Raw genomic sequence first — 17,625 nt, forward strand, 5'->3', positions numbered from 1 at the left:
ATTTATAACTAGATAACATGTCTGACGATAAGAAAATTATTTTTTCGATGATGGGAGTGGGTAAACTTTACCCGCCACAAAAACAAGTTTTAAAGAATATTTACCTGTCTTTCTTCTATGGAGCAAAAATAGGAATTATCGGTCTCAACGGTTCCGGTAAATCTACATTGTTGAAGATTATAGCGGGTATAGATAAGGAATATCAGGGAGAGATAATTTCTGACAAAGCATTTTCAGTGGGATATCTGGAACAGGACCCGAAACTCGATCCGACTAAAACCGTAAAGGAAATAGTACAGGAAGGGGTACAACCTATAATGGATGTATTGAAAGAGTACGAAGAAATCAATGAAAAATTTGGTTTACCTGAGTATTACGAAGACTCAGATAAAATGGATGCTCTTTTTGCCCGTCAGGCAAAATTACAGGATAAAATAGATGCGACCGATGCATGGAATATTGATAACAAACTGGAACGTGCGATGGATGCCCTTCGCTGTCCGCCCGAAGATCAGCTGGCTGAAAACCTGTCGGGAGGAGAAGCCCGTCGTGTAGCTCTTTGCCGATTGTTGTTGCAGGAACCGGATGTGTTGTTGCTCGATGAGCCTACCAACCACCTCGACGCAGAATCTATCGACTGGCTGGAACAGCATCTCCAACAATATAAAGGAACAGTTATCTGTATTACCCACGACCGTTACTTCCTCGACCATGTCGCAGGATGGATCTTGGAACTCGATCGTGGCGAAGGTATTCCATGGAAAGGTAATTATACTTCATGGTTGGAACAGAAGACCAAACGTATGGAGCAGGAAGAAAAGCAAGCCAGTAAACGCCGGAAAACCCTTGAACGTGAGTTGGAGTGGGTGCGTATGGCGCCTAAAGCCCGCCATGCTAAAGGTAAAGCCCGTTTGAACGATTATGAAAAGCTATTGAACGCAGACGAAAAAGAACGTGAAGAAAAGCTCGAAATATTTATTCCTAACGGTCCTCGTCTGGGTAATAAGGTGATTGAGGCACATGGGGTAAGTAAGGCATTTGGGGATAAGTTACTGTTCGAAAATCTTGAATTTATGTTGCCGCCATCGGGTATTGTCGGTATTATCGGGCCGAATGGTGCCGGTAAAACCACATTATTTCGCCTGATACAGGGAATAGAGAAAGCCGATAAAGGTACTTTTGAAGTCGGTGAAACTGTAAAGATCGGATATGTAGACCAGTCGCATGCCGATATCGATCCTAATAAGTCTGTCTACCAGACTATTTCGGGAGGAAGTGAGTTTGTAAGGGTAGGGGGCAAAGATATCAATGCCCGTGCATACCTTTCACGATTCAACTTCTCGGGAGGTGATCAGGAAAAGCTGACGGGAGTCCTTTCTGGAGGTGAGCGTAACCGTCTTCACCTTGCCCTGACATTGAAATCAGAAGCAAATGTACTCCTTCTCGACGAGCCGACGAATGATATCGATGTGAATACTTTACGTGCCCTAGAGGAAGGTTTGGAAAACTTTGCCGGTTGTGCGGTTGTTATATCTCATGACCGTTGGTTCCTTGACCGTATCTGTACGCATATACTGGCATTCGAAGGCAACTCCGAAGTGTTCTTCTTTGAAGGTAGTTACAGCGAATACGAAGAGAACAAGAAAATGCGCATGGGGAATGTAGAACCTAAACGTATCCGTTATAAGAAATTGATTAACTAAAAAAACATAACAGATGCAGCTATTTAACAGGTTGCACTGTCTTATAAGTATAAAATCAGGAGTAAATAGCCTATATTTACTCTTGATTTTTTAGAGTGAAGATATTATTGTTTAGATAAGAGCAGGAAACGAGGCCGAAATTTCGGGCATGAATGATAACGAATGAGTGGATCGCCACTATTTTATATAAGTACGAAATATAAGGGATTATTTCTTTTTATATTCCTGTATATGCTGTGTAGCTCTGCGCTCGCTCAATCTCCGACGGTTGTTAAGGGGGTTGTGAGGGATGCCGTTACACGGGAAAAATTACCGTTTGTCACAATTTCATTCGATAAAACCAGTGTCGGAACATTTTCTGATGAAGATGGAGAATTCAGGCTAAGCAACCGGGTAAATCGTGTGCGTGTTACAGCCTCATTGTTAGGGTATAAGCCCTATTCATTTATTGTGCATCCCAGAGTAACCACTACCGAGGAGATATATCTGGAGCCGATCGATACACAATTGAAAGAAGTGGTGGTGAGACCAGGGAAAGAGAAGTATTCGAAAAAAAACAATCCCGCAGTAGAACTTATCAAAAAAGTTATAGCCAATAAAGACAGTACCAATATCAAGGCTTTAAACTATTACCAGTACAAAGAGTACGAGCGGATGTTCTTTGCATTCAACGAGTTTAAACCTGACAGGGGAATGTTCAAAAAATTTGAGTTTATTCCCCAATACATGGATTCCTCACTGATAGATCACAAGCCCATATTACCTTTCTCTGTGCGTGAGCGTATTACTGATGTATTCTACCGTAAAGACCCTAAATCGAATAAACGGATAGTAAAAGCCTATCAGATACAGGGTGTCGATCAGGAATTTGAAACAGAAGGGCTTGATGCTATCCTGAAAGAGACATTCAAGGATATATCCATATTCGATAATTCGGTGACGATGTTGTATAACGAATTTGTAAGTCCCTTGAGTTCGCATAGCGCTGTTAATTTCTATCGTTGGTACCTGTCCGATACAGTTACTATAGATAATGACAGGTATGTGAAGCTCGATTTCGCACCGTTTAATTCCCGGGATATCGGTTTTACAGGTAACCTGTATATATCTTTAGATAGTATGTATGCTGTAAAGAGGGCTGTGTTGCGGGCTCCCAAAAAAATGAATATAAATTTTGTGGAAGAACTTATCATTCAACACGATTTCTATAAAAATAAAGAAGGCAAATGGGTTCCTCTGGAAGAAAGAACGGCTATCGATTTATCTATGCTCGATGCCTTGAAGTTATATATAGACAAGACTAAGCGCTATGAAGATTTTGTCTCGAATCGCCCTATGGATCCTGTATTTATACTGAATGCGCCTGAAGTGTTCGAGAGAAATTATGATAAACGTCCGCCCGATTACTGGGCTAAAAATCGTCCTCTGCATTATCAGAAAGATTACAAGATGGACAGAATGATGGAAGACATCAAACAGATGAAAGGCTTCAGACTACTGTTAGGAGCAGGGAAAATAGTAGCGTCCAGCTATATCCCGACATCGGGTGACGAAGAAAAGAATAAACTCGACATCGGTACAGTTCCTACTTTTTACAGTTACAACAAAACAGAAGGTAACCGTTTCCGCCTGACATTAGCTACGACCAAGAACTTTCACCCGAATCTTTATCTTTATGGATATGGGGCGTATGGTACTAAGGATAATAAGTTCAAATATTATGGAGAAGCGACATGGGCATTCAAGAAAGTATTAAATCATAAAGACGAGTTTCCCAAAAACAATCTTATTGTAGCCTATAAATACGATATGAATACGCTGGGACAACGATATACTCAGGCCGAGAGAGATAATATACTAATGTCTATCACACCGCGTAGTAATCAGAAGCTTACTTATAACAGGCAAACGCAGATAGCATATGATAAGGAATTCTACAATGGATTTTCTTTCAAACTCTCCGGTCAGACTTTTGAAGAAAAACCGGCTGACAATCTTGTTTTTGAAAAGATAGATGAAAATGGTAATTTATATACTGTAGATAAGGTAAAAACATCGGAAGTTACGCTTGCTCTGCGTTATGCTCCTAATGAGAAATTCTTTCAGCAGCGCAGGAAAAGGCACTCTATCACTTCGCAGAAGTTTATAATGAATCTGACTCACACCATTGCTCTCGATGATTTTCTGGGAGGTCAGTTTCATTACAATAAAACATCATTCTCGGTAACAAAACACTTTTGGATAGCACCTTACGGTAAAGTAATGCTTATGGCCCAGGCCGAAAAGATATGGGGCGAAACGCCATTCCCGTTTCTGATTACACCGAGTGCAAACAACTCTTATACTATTCAGCGTGGAAGCTATTATCTGATAGAGTCGCTGGAGTTTGTTCACGATGCTCAGGTATCATGGGAAGTATATTACCATATGGGTGGATGGTTGTTCAACCGTATCCCGTTACTTAAACTACTCAAATGGCGCGAAGTATTCGGATTCAGGGGGTTCATTGGCGAACTGAGCGACAGAAATAATCCGAGATATAACCACAATCTGCTAATATTCCCGAATGCGACTTTTACTACAACCAAAGGAAAGCCATATATGGAGTATAATATTGGTATAGAGAATATCTTTAAATTTTTCCGTATCGACTATGTCCGCCGTGTAAACTATCTCAGTCATCCGGATGTAGATAAGGATGGATTTCGCATATCGTTCGAAATGAATTTCTGATAATTGAACCAGTGATACTATATTTTAATCCCGGTCATGAGACCGCTGTACATAATGCTTCTCCATTTTATATGCCTCCCGCTAATGTAGCTGCTATGCAGAAAGAACTGTCATTCCTGCCTGCATGGTATGGGCTCTCAGACGATTTTGTGCTGGCAGACATATATTACAAGTCTGTATATGACCTCTTTCCAGATTTGCCTAAAACAATACAAAAGAATGATATGGGCGAATATGGAAGCATGGAAGTCTCTTTATGGGGTATTTCTCCACAGGCGATACATTATTTTGAAGAACTGGAAAAAGAATATCAGATCGATTTGAATATACCCAAATGGAGGGATGAATATAGATATCTTAATAGCCGAGAGTCAGCCCGGGAAGTTCTTCATACATTAACCAAAGAAATAGGCGGAATATCAGAAAATATTATTCCCCGGTTCTATACAAGATTAGAAGATATCGTGAATCTTGTCGATATTTCTCACGATAAATTTCTGGTAAAAGCTCCATATTCATCATCAGGGAGGGGACTGTTGTGGTTGCCGCCGACAGGGTTGACCCGTACGGAAAAGCAAATACTGCATGGAATGCTGAAGAAACAGGGTAGTGTCTCTATAGAGAAAGTATTGGATAAGCAGGTCGATTTTGCGATGGAGTTCCTTTGTGATGGTACAGGAAGAATTGAGTTTGCCGGATATTCACTGTTTTATACAAACAGCAAAGGGGCATACATCTCTAATTATGTGGGTGCGCAGCAGAATATAATACGACAATTGACAGATACGATTTCTTTACCCTTGTTGGAGCAGGCAAAGGCCGCTTTACTGGAATTATTGCAGGATAAATGTGCAGGTCAGTATAAAGGTTGTGTCGGGGTGGATATGATGATTTATAAAGATGAAAACGGATATAAATTACATCCATGTGTTGAGATCAATATGCGTTACAATATGGGGTATCTTACACTCAGGTTATTCGAAAATTATATCGATCCATCATCAGAAGGGCGGTTCTATATTGACTTCAGTGCTAAGGAAGGATATATTTATAAGACGCACCTGGATATGCAGAAAGAGAATCCGGCAAAGTTTTTTAATGGAAAGTTAAAAAGCGGATACTTGTCTCTTTGCCCTGTTGAAGAACATAGCAGGTACCGGGCATATGTTTTAATTGAGTAGTATTACATACTTTTTCTCCGGAATTCTGCACAAACAATGGCTGTTGCTATGGCTACATTCAGCGATTCGGAAGTAGACCTGCCAATTGGATAGTTTGGTATATATAATTTATTAGATATTAGTTTTTCTATTTCGGGACGAATACCGTTGCCTTCATTTCCCATTACAATAATACCATTCGGGGTTAAGTCTTGTTCATACATATTTTCACCATCAAGCAAGGTGCCATAGACAGGGAAATGTTTGTTCTCTTTCAGAAAATCGGTCAGATCGAGATAATGGATATTTACACGCGCCAAAGCGCCCATTGTTGCCTGTACGACTTTTGGATTGAAAATGTCGGCCGTATCCTGTGAACAAAAGATATCCCTGATACCGTACCAATCTGCTAAACGGACGATTGTCCCCATATTACCCGGATCCTGTATGCCATCGAGAGCTAAAACCAGTTGCTCATTCAGATTGACTTCCGAATTGTTTTCAGGTTGATAAAATACAGCCAGTGCTTGTTGAGGGTTACGTAAAAAACTAGCCTGGGATAATTGATTGTCGTTGACCTCGATAACTTCTTCAACTGTTGATGCATCTATGATACTCAGGTAATTGGCAGTGGCAACCAGTAACTGGCATTTTATATAAGGGAGCAAGTCGTTTACAAGCTTATTACCTTCGGCAACGAATGTCCCGTGTTCGGTACGATACTTTTTCTCTTTAAGAGAGCGTATATATTTTAATTTATTCTTACTTAGGGTCATAATCCATTCATACATTACTTCAAGCCTGCTTCCTTCAGGATAAAGTATTTCAAACCTTATATATTTGCTTTTTACTCTTTTTCACAACAAAACTACAAAAAGAAACAATTAAAACCCTAAATTTGTCATTCATTTCATATTCGTGGTTAGTTTAGATCGGCTTGATGAGATATAGGTTATTGGTATTTGTCTGTATAATAGGTTGCTGCGCATTGTTCATACAGTCGTGTAGCACAACTAAATTTGTGCCTGAAGGAGAGTATCTGTTGACCAGTGCAACAGTAAAAAGCGATAAAAAAGTGATTCCTTCATACGAGATGGAAACATACATCAAGCAAAAGCCTAACTTCAAGACATTTGCTTTATTTAAATTGCCTTTGTTTATCTACAACTTATCGGGACAAGATACTACCAAATGGGTAAACCGCACATTGAAAAATGCCGGAGATCCTCCTGTACTGTACGATAGTACAATGCTTCATCAGTCTGTGATAGATCTGAGGCGTATGATGACAAATAAGGGATACCTGAATGCAGAAGTAATACCTCAGGTAGAACTAAAGGACAAAAAGGCAAAGATTGTTTATGATATAAGGGCCGGAGCTCCTTACCGGATAAGTGACTACAAAATAGATGTAAATGATAGTATAATATCCAATCCCGAACTATTTCTCAGGGCATCTCGGCAAGAAAGAGGGCAACAAGAACGCATTCCTGTCAATATAGATACATTGCTCCAATGGAATACATTGGTAAAAAAGAATGGCATATTCGACCTCGATATGCTTGATCAGGAACGGGACAGGATATCTTCTATTTTCAGACGGACAGGTTACTATGCTTTCAATAAAGAATATATCGGTTTTGAAGCCGATACTACTTTGGGCAACAATAAGGTAGACCTCGATCTTTCCATATATCCGTTTGTATTGCGGTCGCCTGACGGACATGAAATAGAAACGCCCCACAGGCGGTATGTAGTAAAAGAAGTGAACCTTTATGTCGATTATAGTCCCCTCGAAGACGGAGATATCAGCCAATACAGGGAAACAAGCGTATATGAGCAAGGCGGATATAAAATAAAATATGGTCCGAGAGGTGAATATATAAAGCCTAATGTAATATTAAATAACTGCTATATTGCACCCGGTACATATTATAATGAGAATCTGACATCTCTGACATATAGTGCTCTTTCGCAACTTCAGATACTGAAAAACGTGAATATCAGTTATACGGAGTTCTGGGAAAACGATTCGACAAAGCTACGTTGTATAATAACCTGTGTTCCGGACAAAAAACAAGGTATTTCAGCTGAAGTAGAGGGTACCAATTCGGGAGGATATTTTGGAGTAGGTGGCGGTATCGGGTATTTACACCGTAATGCCTTTAAAGGATCGGAGCAATTTAATGTCCGTTTAAGAGGAGCATATGAAGCTATAACCCCGAGTTTTACCAGTTTTACTAAAAATTACTTTGAAATAGGAGGGGAAGCCTCTCTTACTTTTCCCCGGTTTATGTTTCCTTTCCTGAAAAGTGATTTTAAAAGAAGGATACACGCTTCTACACAGTTTAATAGTAGTTATACCTTTCAGCGTAGGCCTGGTTTTTTTACACGCACGGTGTTGTCTACCGGAGTAAAATATATATGGCAGGACAGGAGGTTATCTCTCAACAGGCATATTTTTGACCTCGTAGATGTAAGTTACGTTCATTTGCCTCAAAATTCGCTGGATACAGAATTTCTTAACAGTCTGTCGGCTACAGCACGGCGTTATAGCTTTAGCGATCACTTCATATTAAGTACAGGCTATACCTTCTCCCGTTCTAATGTGACCAGTCCTGCAAGACGGAATCTTAATCAACCTATATATTCGCTGAGAGCATCTGTAGAAACTGCCGGAAATCTTCTGGCTTTGGCCGCGAAGATCGCGAATGCCAGACCCGATTCGCTAGGTTCGAAACAGGTATTCGGAACCAACTTTGCCCAATATATACGGGGTACGCTCGACTATAGTAAGACATATCAGGTGGATGAAAAAAATGCTATAGCCTGGCATGTAGGCTTTGGACTGGCATATCCTTATGGAAATTATAAGCATATTCCGATACCTATACAAAAGAGATTCTTTTCAGGAGGAGCTAATGGAGTCAGAGGATGGGCTGTGCGTGAACTGGGACCGGGCTCATATTATTTTAGAGGAACGGGTATAGAGACCGAAAAAGATAATTTTTACAATCATTCGGGAGATATTCGTTTGGATGCCAGTATTGAATACCGGAGTAAGATATTCTGGATCGTAGAACTGGGTGCGTTTGTTGATGTTGGAAATATCTGGACTATAAAAGAATACGAAGGTCAGGAGGGTGGTGTCTTTAAATTCGACAGATTTTATAAGGAAATAGCTGCAGCCTGGGGATTAGGGCTACGTTTCGATTTTAATTATGTCCTGATTCGTCTCGATTGCGGATGGAAGGCTTATGATCCATCGAATGATCCTGATACACGGAAGTGGCCTATCGGAAAACCGTGGAAAATAAGAAAGAATACTGCCTGGCATATTGCAGTGGGATATCCATTCTGATGTAACGGCTGATTGATATAAAGAAAGCCCTCCAAACTTAATTGGAGGGCTTTTTTGCTCTTTGTAAATCAGAGCTTTCTTATAAATGTGTTTATAGATTGTTTTTTACTCGGTACCACCTCCAAGAGCTTTGTAAAGATTTACAGAAGCTTGTAGTTGTTCGAGCTTATCGCTTACTTGATCTAACCTTGCCTGTAGCAGATTTTGCTGAGCAGTTATAACTTCAAGGTAATTAGCCTCACCTGCATTCAACAATTCTTTTGTATCACTTACAGCCAGAGTGAGAGATTCTACCTGTCTGCTTCTTACATCATTCTTGCTCAAAGATGATTCATAGGTATAGATAATATCGGAAACTTCTGTTGCTGCAGTAAGGATAGTTTTCTCGAATGTAAGCAATGCTGCCTGTTCTTCGGCTTTGGCTACCTTCAATTGTGTGATTAATTGCTTCTTGGCAAATATCGGTTGCATGATACTTCCGACTATGCTTGCGGCAAGATTTTCTGGTTTGAACAATGTACCGGCATAACCAAGAGACGCGCTGGTGATATTGATAGAAGGGTAGAAGCTTGCACGTGCTGCATTCGTTAATTCGAAAGTTGAACGGAATGATAGTTCAGCTTGTACAACATCCGGACGTTTTGCTAACATCTGGATAGGAAGCCCGTACTTTAATTCTGTTGGTACATCTTGTTCCTTGATTGTTGTTCGTAAGACAGAGCCTGGTTTACGGCCTAGCATAAGGCAGATACTGTTCTCTAACTGACGGATATTGCTTTCAAGATCGGGAATAGATACCTGTGCCGAATAAAGAGTCGCTTTCATTTGTTCGACCGCAGCCCTGTTTTGAAATCCGGCTTCTTTCAGGTCTTCCATTGCGTCTACACTTTCCTGCATCAATCCTATCATTTCTCTTGTAACACGTAGTTGTTCGTCGAGGGACAAGATTGTATAATAGGTATTGGCAATATTAGCGATCAGAGAGGTTTGTACGAGATTTCTTCCTGCATAGCTATTAAGCATATCAGCAAATTTTGCTCGCGATTGGCGGTTGAGTTTTCCCCATACGTCTAATTCCCAGCTTGCTGTGATTCCCACCATATACTCTGTGTTACCGTATCCGAGTTCTTTCACCCTGCCATTTGGGCTCACACTATATCTGTTATGTGTAGCGTTAGCTCCTAAAGCCAGGCTTGGAAAATATGCGGCACGGGCCATTCCTAACGCAGCTTCAGCTTGTTTGATGCGTTCGTTAGTTATTGCCATGTCGTAACTATTATTCAATCCTTCGTCAATAAGGGATTGTAGAATAGGATCGGAAAAATACTCACGCCATGGTATATTGGCAATAGACGTAGTGTCGGTAGGGTTCATGTCCCTGAACAATCCTTCGGCATCTACCTCAGGTGCTTTGTATTTGTTTACTACCTGACAGGATGAGAGTCCTATTGAGAGTATTACCCCCAATAGAACGATCCATTTTATATTGATTTTATTCATAATTATTTTCCTTTATTTATTAACTCGTCATTAGAGTTTACCATTCCCGATTTACTGAATTTATCCTGAATAGACTGGAATATGATGTAAAGTGAAGGAATAACCAATACTCCTATCATTGTACCTATAAACATACCTCCGATGGCACTGATACCGATAGAACGGTTACCGATGGCACCTGCTCCCGATGCAACAAACAATGGGAATAGTCCGGCGATAAAGGCAAATGATGTCATCAGGATCGGACGTAGACGGGCAACAGCTCCGTTTACGGCTGCTTCTACAATGCTCATGCCTTGTTGACGTCGCTGAACAGCATATTCCACAATAAGGATGGCATTCTTGGCCAACAACCCGATGAGCATGATCATCGATATCTGTACATAGATATTGTTTACAATACCCTGCGATACTCCGAATATCATCAGGAAGATGAATACGCCGGCCAAACCTACAGGTAATGAGAAGATAACGGCAAGTGGTATGATATAACTTTCGTACAGCGCACATAATAACAGATAAACGAAGATAAGACAGATACCGAATATCAGGACAGTCTGGCTTCCGCTGGTTGCTTCTTCACGGGTCATACCTTCATATTCATAGCTGTAACCATCAGGGAAGATCGTTTTATCCTGGTACATCTCCTGTATCACATTCAGTACATCTCCTGAACTATATCCGCTCAGCATATTAGGAACAATAGTTACGTCCATAGACTGGAACATATTGAAACGGTTAAGGGTAGGAGGAGCAGTTATATCTGTTATATGTATAAATTCTGTAACAGGAGCCATCTCGCCCGATGATGTTTGTACAAATATCCCGTTCAGGTCATCCAATGTCTTTCTGTATTCAGGCGAAGCCTGAACCATTACACGGAATTGCTTTCCGTACAGGTTAAAGTTAGAAATATACGAGCTACCTACATTGATTTGTAGCGTTTGCATTACCTCACTCAACGTAAGTCCGGCAGCTTTTATCTTAGGAATATCTGCTTCCAGAAGCTTTTGAGGGAAATTAGGGTTGAAGTTGGTCATCGCCATCATAATCTCTTTACGCTGATTCAGCTTAGATACGAAATTTGTGGTGATATCGTAGAATTTATTAATATCTCCACCCATCCTGTCTTGTAGCTGTAATGATACGGTAGCACCAAGACCAAACCCTTGCAGTGTAGGGAAGGCGGTAAAGAAGAATGTGGCATCTTTGATATGTTTCGTCCTTTCTGTCAGCATAGCTGTAATCTCGTCGGTAGAGTGTTTCCGGTCACCCCAAGAATCCATTTTTATGATTACAGTACCATATGAACTACCGATACCAGCCATGAAGCTAACTCCGGTAATATTCGTTACTGTTTTTACTCCTTCAATACTATTTGCTATATCTATCACCTGGCTGACAACAGAGTCGGTTCTTTCTAATGATGCTCCGGCAGGCAGTGTTATAATACCGAATGCAGCACCACTATCCTCATTCGGAACGAAACCGGTAGGTAAGAATTTCATTAATCCGAATAAGATAACCGATGATACGAGTATTATTGCTACTGTGATCCATCTGTGTCCGCGTCTGCCAAGGAAATGCAGTGATTTTTTGTATTTCTGCGTAGCACTGTTGAAAGTCATATTGAAGTAATAATAGAACTTCTGTATGAAATTTTTCTTCTTATGTTCCTCATCATGTGCTTTTAGAAACAGGGCGCATAAGGCCGGACTCAATGTCAAAGCATTTACCGCCGAAATAAGAATGGATATTGCCAGCGTAAGTCCAAACTGTTTATAGAAAACACCTGTTGTACCCCCTATAAAGCTGACTGGAATAAACACGGCCGACATTACCAGTGTGATGGATACGATAGCAGGCGCAATTTCTTTCATGGCTGTCATTGTCGCCACTTTCGGATCTTTCTCCCCGGCATCGAGCTGGGCATGGACGGCCTCGACGACGACTATGGCGTCGTCCACCACAATACCAATGGCGAGTACCAAAGCAAACAATGTGAGCAAGTTGATGGAGAATCCGAACACCTGCAGGAAGAAGAACGTACCGATAATAGCAACCGGAACAGCAACTGCCGGAATAATTGTAGAACGTATATCCTGCAGGAATACGAACACAACAATAAATACCAGAACAAAAGCTTCGAGCAATGTGTGAATTACCTTTTCGATAGAAGCGTTAAGGAATTCACTGGAGTCCATCATATAAGAGATCTTCACACCATCGGGGAAAGATTTCTCAGCTTCTTGTAATACCGCTTTCACATTGTTGATAACTTCAGACGCATTTGATCCGGCAGTCTGACTGATTGACATAAATACGGCATCTTTTTTATCAGTCTGCGATACAACTGTATAGTTGAGGGCACCTAATTCGACATCAGCTACGTCTTTTACTCTCAATATCTGCCCGTCCTGAGAGCGGATAATAATATTAGCAAACTCCTCGGCCGTTTTTAGTCGTCCTGTAAATTTGAGGTTGAATTGGAATGACTGGCCGCTGTTTTGCCCTAATTCACCCGGTGCAGCTTCGATATTCTGGTCTGTTAAAGCTCCGATGATTTCTTGCGCAGAGATTTTGTATGAAGCCATTACATCTGGCTTTAGCCATATACGCATAGAATAGTCCCTGGCTCCGTAAACTCCGGCTTCACCAACCCCATATACACGTTTTACCTGCGGTAAGATATTGATATTGGCGTAGTTCTGAAGGAACTTACCATCATAATCAGGGTTATCCGTTGTTAATGTAAAACCGAGTATCGTACTGTTCTGTTGTTTTGCCACAGTTACCCCGATCTGTGTTACTTCCTGAGGTAATAATGGTGTAGCCCGGGCTACGAGGTTCTGAACATTAACGGCTGCAATATCGGGATTTGTTCCATTTTTAAAGAATACTCTGATCTGGGCCATACCATTGTTCATAGCTGACGAAGTCATATATGTCATCCCTTCTACTCCGTTTATCTGTTCTTCGAGGGGGATTACAACACTGTTCATTACCACATCCGCGTTAGCACCCGGATAGGTAGCAGAAACCTGTACTGTCGGAGGCGCAATATCCGGATACTGCTCGATGGGCAGCGTAGCCAAACCGATAATACCCAATACAACGATGATGATTGAGATTACGGTAGACAATACGGGTCTTTCTATAAATGTTTTTAACATTATATTCTATATTTTTTGTTTAATAACTAAACCTTATTTTACTATAATTTTCTTACCGTTAGAAAGAGTGATAATACCATCTTCAACAATCCGGTCTCCGGCTTTAAGCCCATTTGTAACAACATAACTTTGTCCATCAGGTGTAGGTGTTACAGTAATCATAGTGCTAACAACAGAATCTCCTTGTACCTTGTATACAAGGAATTTATCTTGTCGTGTATATGTAGCTTTCTGAGGGATCAGCAATGCGTTATCAATATGTTTAGGAATAGAGATTTTGCCACTGAATCCACTTTTCAGGATGCCTTGCTTGTTCGGAAAATCTGCCCGGAAATTTACTGTACCTGTTGTCACGTTGACTTGTCCGGTTACAGTTTTTATTTTTCCTTTTTCAGGATAAATGGTACCATCAGCCATAATAAGTGTAACTTCAGGAAGATTATTTATTTTTTCGGCCTGGGTCTTACCTTCAAGTCCGTCAAGCATACTTACCAACTCTTTTTCATTTATAGAGAAATAAACGAATACGTTGCTTGTGCTTGATACTGTAGTAAGTGTATTATTTGAGTTCACCAGGCTTCCCAAACGGTAAGGTATTGAACCTACAACTCCATCTACAGGACTTGATACATTCGTCCAGCCTAATGTCGCATTCGCATTAGCCAAAGTGGCTTTTGCTTGTGCCAGTGTAGCCAGGGCTGTCTGATATGAGTTCTCGTAAGTGTTTAATTGAGTTACGCTTACGATACCTTTATCTGCAAGTGGGCGAATCCTGTCGACATTCAGTTTTGCAGTGTTCACCTGAGCCTGTGCACTTTCTATTGCTGCTTTAGCCGTATTTACGGTTTGCTCAGACGATGGTGAATTAATTTTAAACAGAATCTGTCCTTTTCTCACAACAGAACCTTCATCTACATAAATAGCATCGATAAAACCATCGATACGTGGTCTTATCTCTATATCTTCCTGACCTTTGATAGTCACTGGGTATACATTTTCCAATTGTACATCCTGCTCACTTAACACCTGCGTAGGATATTCCTGAGGTGAGGTGTCTTGCTGACCAAAAGGATTGGCGTTCTTGTTCCCACAAGAGGTCATAACCACAAGAGCTGTTGCTCCTAAAACAATCTTCTTTACATTCATAAACTTAAAAATTATTTAGTTGTTGTTTATTTTGCTTAATCTATCCATTTCGCCTAATAATATTTGAAGCTGGACTACCAGTGCATCTTTATCAATGTTCTTGAATAACAGTTCCTGGCCTTCTTTAACTTTTGTCATGGCTTTGGAAAAGAGTTCGGCTCCGGCTTCTGTAACTTCTACAATCCGGGCTCTGGTGTCGATAACGCTTTCTCTCCGGCTTATCAATCCTTTCTTCTCTAAGTTCCGTAAAATAGTAGAGGTGGTCATGGGATCAATTTCTGTTTCCTGAGATAAAACAATTTGAGTAGCTTCCATGTTCTGACAAGACATATGATATATAGCACCAAGTAATTCCAGCTGAGTTCCGGTGAGCCCGTATTCGTCTAGCAGTCTGAGCTTGCCTCTTTGCCAATACTTGGAAATCCTCCATATCAGATAGCCTACATCTTCATAAGGATTGCCTAATTTGTTACATTTTACATCCATTATTAATTTGTTTAATTTGGGTGCAAATATAATAAGTGTACTTATAATAAGTAGATTTTATTTTCATTAAAAGTTAGCTTTTTAACTTTTTTTGCATAAATAAGTGAACAGTCGTTCACTTATTTGCATTTGTTAATTTTTTTGTAAGAAAATCTTTGGTTTATACTCTTCTCCAGAGAATTATTAACCTGATAGTATGTAAGTGTTTACACTTTTTGTTGCTGCTTCACATTTTTTCGGGCTGTGATATGAGACTAATTATTTAATTATTCCATTGTGATTATATTAATAAAAAGAAGACCACTCTCTTTTAATAAAAATACAAAGGAATAGCTTTTTTTATAAATATTGTTCTTTTTAATGAAAAAAAACAGTCGGATTTTTATAATCCGACTGTTTTCGTATATATGTGAATTTATTGATCCTTTTAAATTCCCAAATCTTTACAAACCTGTTCTATTTTCTTCTCGGCTATGGCATCTACAGAATCATAATCTTCTCTCGATTTCAATTTGCCGTGGACTTCAATATAGAACTTGATCTTAGGTTCTGTTCCCGAAGGGCGGATAGATATTTTTGTGCCGTCTTCGGTAAAATATTGAAGAACATTGGATGTAGTAGGCATCTCAAGTATATATTCTTCGTTTAGACTAAGATCTTTTGCTTTCAGCGAAACGTAATCTTTAATCAGGTTGACTTTAGATCCGGCTATTTCTTTTATTGGGTTTTCTCTGAAGTTTTTCATCATTTTTTCTATTTCTTCAGCTCCCGTACGACCTTCTTTATATACAGAAATTCCTTTTTCTTTAGAGAATCCGTATTCTATATAAATGTCTTGTAACAGTTGGAATAGAGTTTTTCCATTGTCTTTAGCCCATGCTGCGATTTCGCCGAATAGTATGGCTGCAGAAACAGAGTCTTTGTCGCGAACGAAGTCTTCGGCCAGGAATCCGTAGCTTTCTTCTCCACCTCCTATGTATTTACGTTTTCCTTCCAGTTCACGCATTACTGATGCTATCCATTTGAATCCGGTGTAGCATTCGAACATTTCCACCCCGTTTTTTTCTGATACGGTTTGCATCAGGGCGCTGGTAACGATCGTGCGTACGGTATATTCTTTACCGGTAAGTTGTCCTAATTGTTTTTTGCGCGTGATGATATAATATATAAGCATCAACATTGTCTGGTTTCCGTTCAGAAGAATAAATTCTCCCTTGTCGTTACGGATGGCAGCGCCAAAACGGTCGGCATCAGGGTCTGTGGCAAATACAAGCTCTGCATTTGTCTCTTCACCTTTCTTCACAGCCATGGCCATTGCTGCAGGATCTTCGGGGTTTGGAGAAACTACAGTCGGGAATTCTCCGCTTATCACATCCTGCTCCGGTACATTTATTATATTAGTAAAGCCACAGGCCTTTAAAGCTTTTGGTATAATGGTAAATCCTGTTCCATGTAGAGGGGTGTAAACAATACCGATGCTTCCGTGACGTTTTACGGCATCAGGAGTGAGCATTACCGTTTTAAGGTCAGTAATAAACTGATCGTCCATATCTTTTGTCAATACTTCGATCAGATTCTTATTTCCCTTAAATTTGATGTCTTCTACTTTTACACGATTCACCTCGGCGATAATATTTTTATCATGAGGTGGCACTACTTGTGCTCCATCTTCCCAATATGCTTTATATCCGTTATATATTTTAGGGTTGTGTGAGGCAGTGATCATAATTCCGCTCTGGCCTCCCAATTTACGAATGGCGTATGAAACTTCAGGTGTAGGTCTCAGGTCTTCGAACAGGTATGCTTTAATTCCATTTGCCGATAATATTTCTGCAGATATTTCAGCATATTTCCGGCTGTTGTTGCGGCAGTCGTGACCAATTACTACTTTTATTTCTTTCAGAGAAGGGAATTCTTTCAGTAAATAGTTTGCTAATCCCTGGGTCGCACCTCCTATAGTGTATATATTTACTCTGTTTGTGCCTACTCCCATAATTCCGCGAAGCCCTCCTGTCCCAAATTCCAGATCTTTATAAAATACTTCTATCAGTTCTGTTTTCTCTTCATTGTCAAGCAATGCTTGTACTTCTTTTCTTGTTTCAGCATCATAGTTGTCAGAAAGCCATACTTTGGCTTTGGCGGTCACTTGCATCAGCAAATCATTGTTTTCCATTCCTTCTTTATTTTATTTTAGTTTCTTAGATAATTCAATTACGAAAGAGAAAAACAAAAATAATAAATTTTTGCGTTAAAATGGTTGCCAATTCTGTTTTTTAGATATGAAGTTATTTCTATCTTCTGTTATTTCGGCTCTGGGTGTGGTCAATAGTAGAAATATAAAAAAAGATAATACCAACACTTCG

General features: G+C 40.1%; 10 protein-coding genes. 4 read left to right on the forward strand and 6 right to left on the reverse strand.

All coding sequences use genetic code 11. The annotated features are described in order from the left end of the window. The first annotated feature begins 17 nt into the window (after positions 1-17). The 3 genes from ettA (at position 18) to GGR21_RS07090 (ending at position 5,617) form a co-directional block, all read left to right on the forward strand. A complete protein-coding gene (ettA, locus tag GGR21_RS07080) occupies positions 18-1,703 on the forward strand; it encodes an energy-dependent translational throttle protein EttA (protein WP_183306502.1) in 1,686 nt (561 codons plus the stop codon). A gap of 231 nt (positions 1,704-1,934) precedes the next feature. After that, the gene (locus GGR21_RS07085; RefSeq protein ID WP_246348015.1) at positions 1,935-4,436 is read left to right on the forward strand and encodes a DUF5686 and carboxypeptidase-like regulatory domain-containing protein; all 2,502 of its coding nucleotides are present in this window, start codon (positions 1,935-1,937) and stop codon (positions 4,434-4,436) included. An 11-nt stretch (positions 4,437-4,447) separates the two neighbouring features. Next, positions 4,448-5,617, forward strand: a complete 1,170-nt coding sequence (locus tag GGR21_RS07090; RefSeq protein WP_183306504.1) for a hypothetical protein — start codon at positions 4,448-4,450, stop codon at positions 5,615-5,617. Between the two features lie 2 nt (positions 5,618-5,619). Here the strand turns inward: GGR21_RS07090 and GGR21_RS07095 are convergent, their stop codons facing one another. Beyond that, on the reverse strand, positions 5,620-6,372 hold the full coding sequence (locus GGR21_RS07095) for an RNA methyltransferase (protein WP_183306505.1): 753 nt from the start codon (positions 6,370-6,372) through the stop codon (positions 5,620-5,622). A gap of 164 nt (positions 6,373-6,536) precedes the next feature. On the opposite strand from GGR21_RS07095, the gene tamL reads away from it, so the two are divergent. Then, entirely contained in the window at positions 6,537-8,957 is a 2,421-nt protein-coding gene (gene tamL / locus GGR21_RS07100; protein WP_183306506.1) for a translocation and assembly module lipoprotein TamL, read from the forward strand. Positions 8,958-9,062: 105 nt separating this feature from the next. Here the strand turns inward: tamL and GGR21_RS07105 are convergent, their stop codons facing one another. From GGR21_RS07105 to GGR21_RS07125, 5 genes are all read right to left on the reverse strand, one after another. After that, positions 9,063-10,457 carry an efflux transporter outer membrane subunit gene (locus tag GGR21_RS07105; protein WP_183306507.1) on the reverse strand — a complete coding sequence of 465 codons (1,395 nt, stop codon included), beginning with the start codon at positions 10,455-10,457 and terminating at the stop codon, positions 9,063-9,065. 2 nt (positions 10,458-10,459) lie between these two features. After that, a complete protein-coding gene (locus GGR21_RS07110; RefSeq protein WP_183306508.1) occupies positions 10,460-13,630 on the reverse strand; it encodes an efflux RND transporter permease subunit in 3,171 nt (1,056 codons plus the stop codon). Positions 13,631-13,663: 33 nt separating this feature from the next. Beyond that, entirely contained in the window at positions 13,664-14,776 is a 1,113-nt protein-coding gene (locus tag GGR21_RS07115) for an efflux RND transporter periplasmic adaptor subunit (protein WP_183306509.1), read from the reverse strand. 15 nt (positions 14,777-14,791) lie between these two features. Next, positions 14,792-15,262 carry a MarR family winged helix-turn-helix transcriptional regulator gene (locus tag GGR21_RS07120; RefSeq protein WP_183306510.1) on the reverse strand — a complete coding sequence of 157 codons (471 nt, stop codon included), beginning with the start codon at positions 15,260-15,262 and terminating at the stop codon, positions 14,792-14,794. 427 nt (positions 15,263-15,689) lie between these two features. Beyond that, a complete protein-coding gene (locus GGR21_RS07125) occupies positions 15,690-17,435 on the reverse strand; it encodes a phospho-sugar mutase (RefSeq protein ID WP_183306511.1) in 1,746 nt (581 codons plus the stop codon). Between the last annotated feature and the right edge of the window lie 190 nt (positions 17,436-17,625).

The organism is Dysgonomonas hofstadii (genome assembly GCF_014196915.1).
Taxonomy (GTDB): Bacteria; Bacteroidota; Bacteroidia; order Bacteroidales; family Dysgonomonadaceae; genus Dysgonomonas; species Dysgonomonas hofstadii.

Bases quoted from the DNA above. Each gene is read 5' to 3' on its own strand.
- GGR21_RS07095 (WP_183306505.1), bottom strand. From the start codon at position 6,372: ATGACCCTAAGTAAGAATAAATTAAAATATATACGCTCTCTTAAAGAG.
- GGR21_RS07085 (WP_246348015.1), top strand. From the start codon at position 1,935: ATGCTGTGTAGCTCTGCGCTCGCTCAATCTCCGACGGTTGTTAAGGGG.
- tamL (WP_183306506.1), top strand. From the start codon at position 6,537: ATGAGATATAGGTTATTGGTATTTGTCTGTATAATAGGTTGCTGCGCA.
- ettA (WP_183306502.1), top strand. From the start codon at position 18: ATGTCTGACGATAAGAAAATTATTTTTTCGATGATGGGAGTGGGTAAA.
- GGR21_RS07105 (WP_183306507.1), bottom strand. From the start codon at position 10,457: ATGAATAAAATCAATATAAAATGGATCGTTCTATTGGGGGTAATACTC.
- GGR21_RS07110 (WP_183306508.1), bottom strand. From the start codon at position 13,630: ATGTTAAAAACATTTATAGAAAGACCCGTATTGTCTACCGTAATCTCA.
- GGR21_RS07115 (WP_183306509.1), bottom strand. From the start codon at position 14,776: ATGAATGTAAAGAAGATTGTTTTAGGAGCAACAGCTCTTGTGGTTATG.
- GGR21_RS07125 (WP_183306511.1), bottom strand. From the start codon at position 17,435: ATGGAAAACAATGATTTGCTGATGCAAGTGACCGCCAAAGCCAAAGTA.
- GGR21_RS07120 (WP_183306510.1), bottom strand. From the start codon at position 15,262: ATGGATGTAAAATGTAACAAATTAGGCAATCCTTATGAAGATGTAGGC.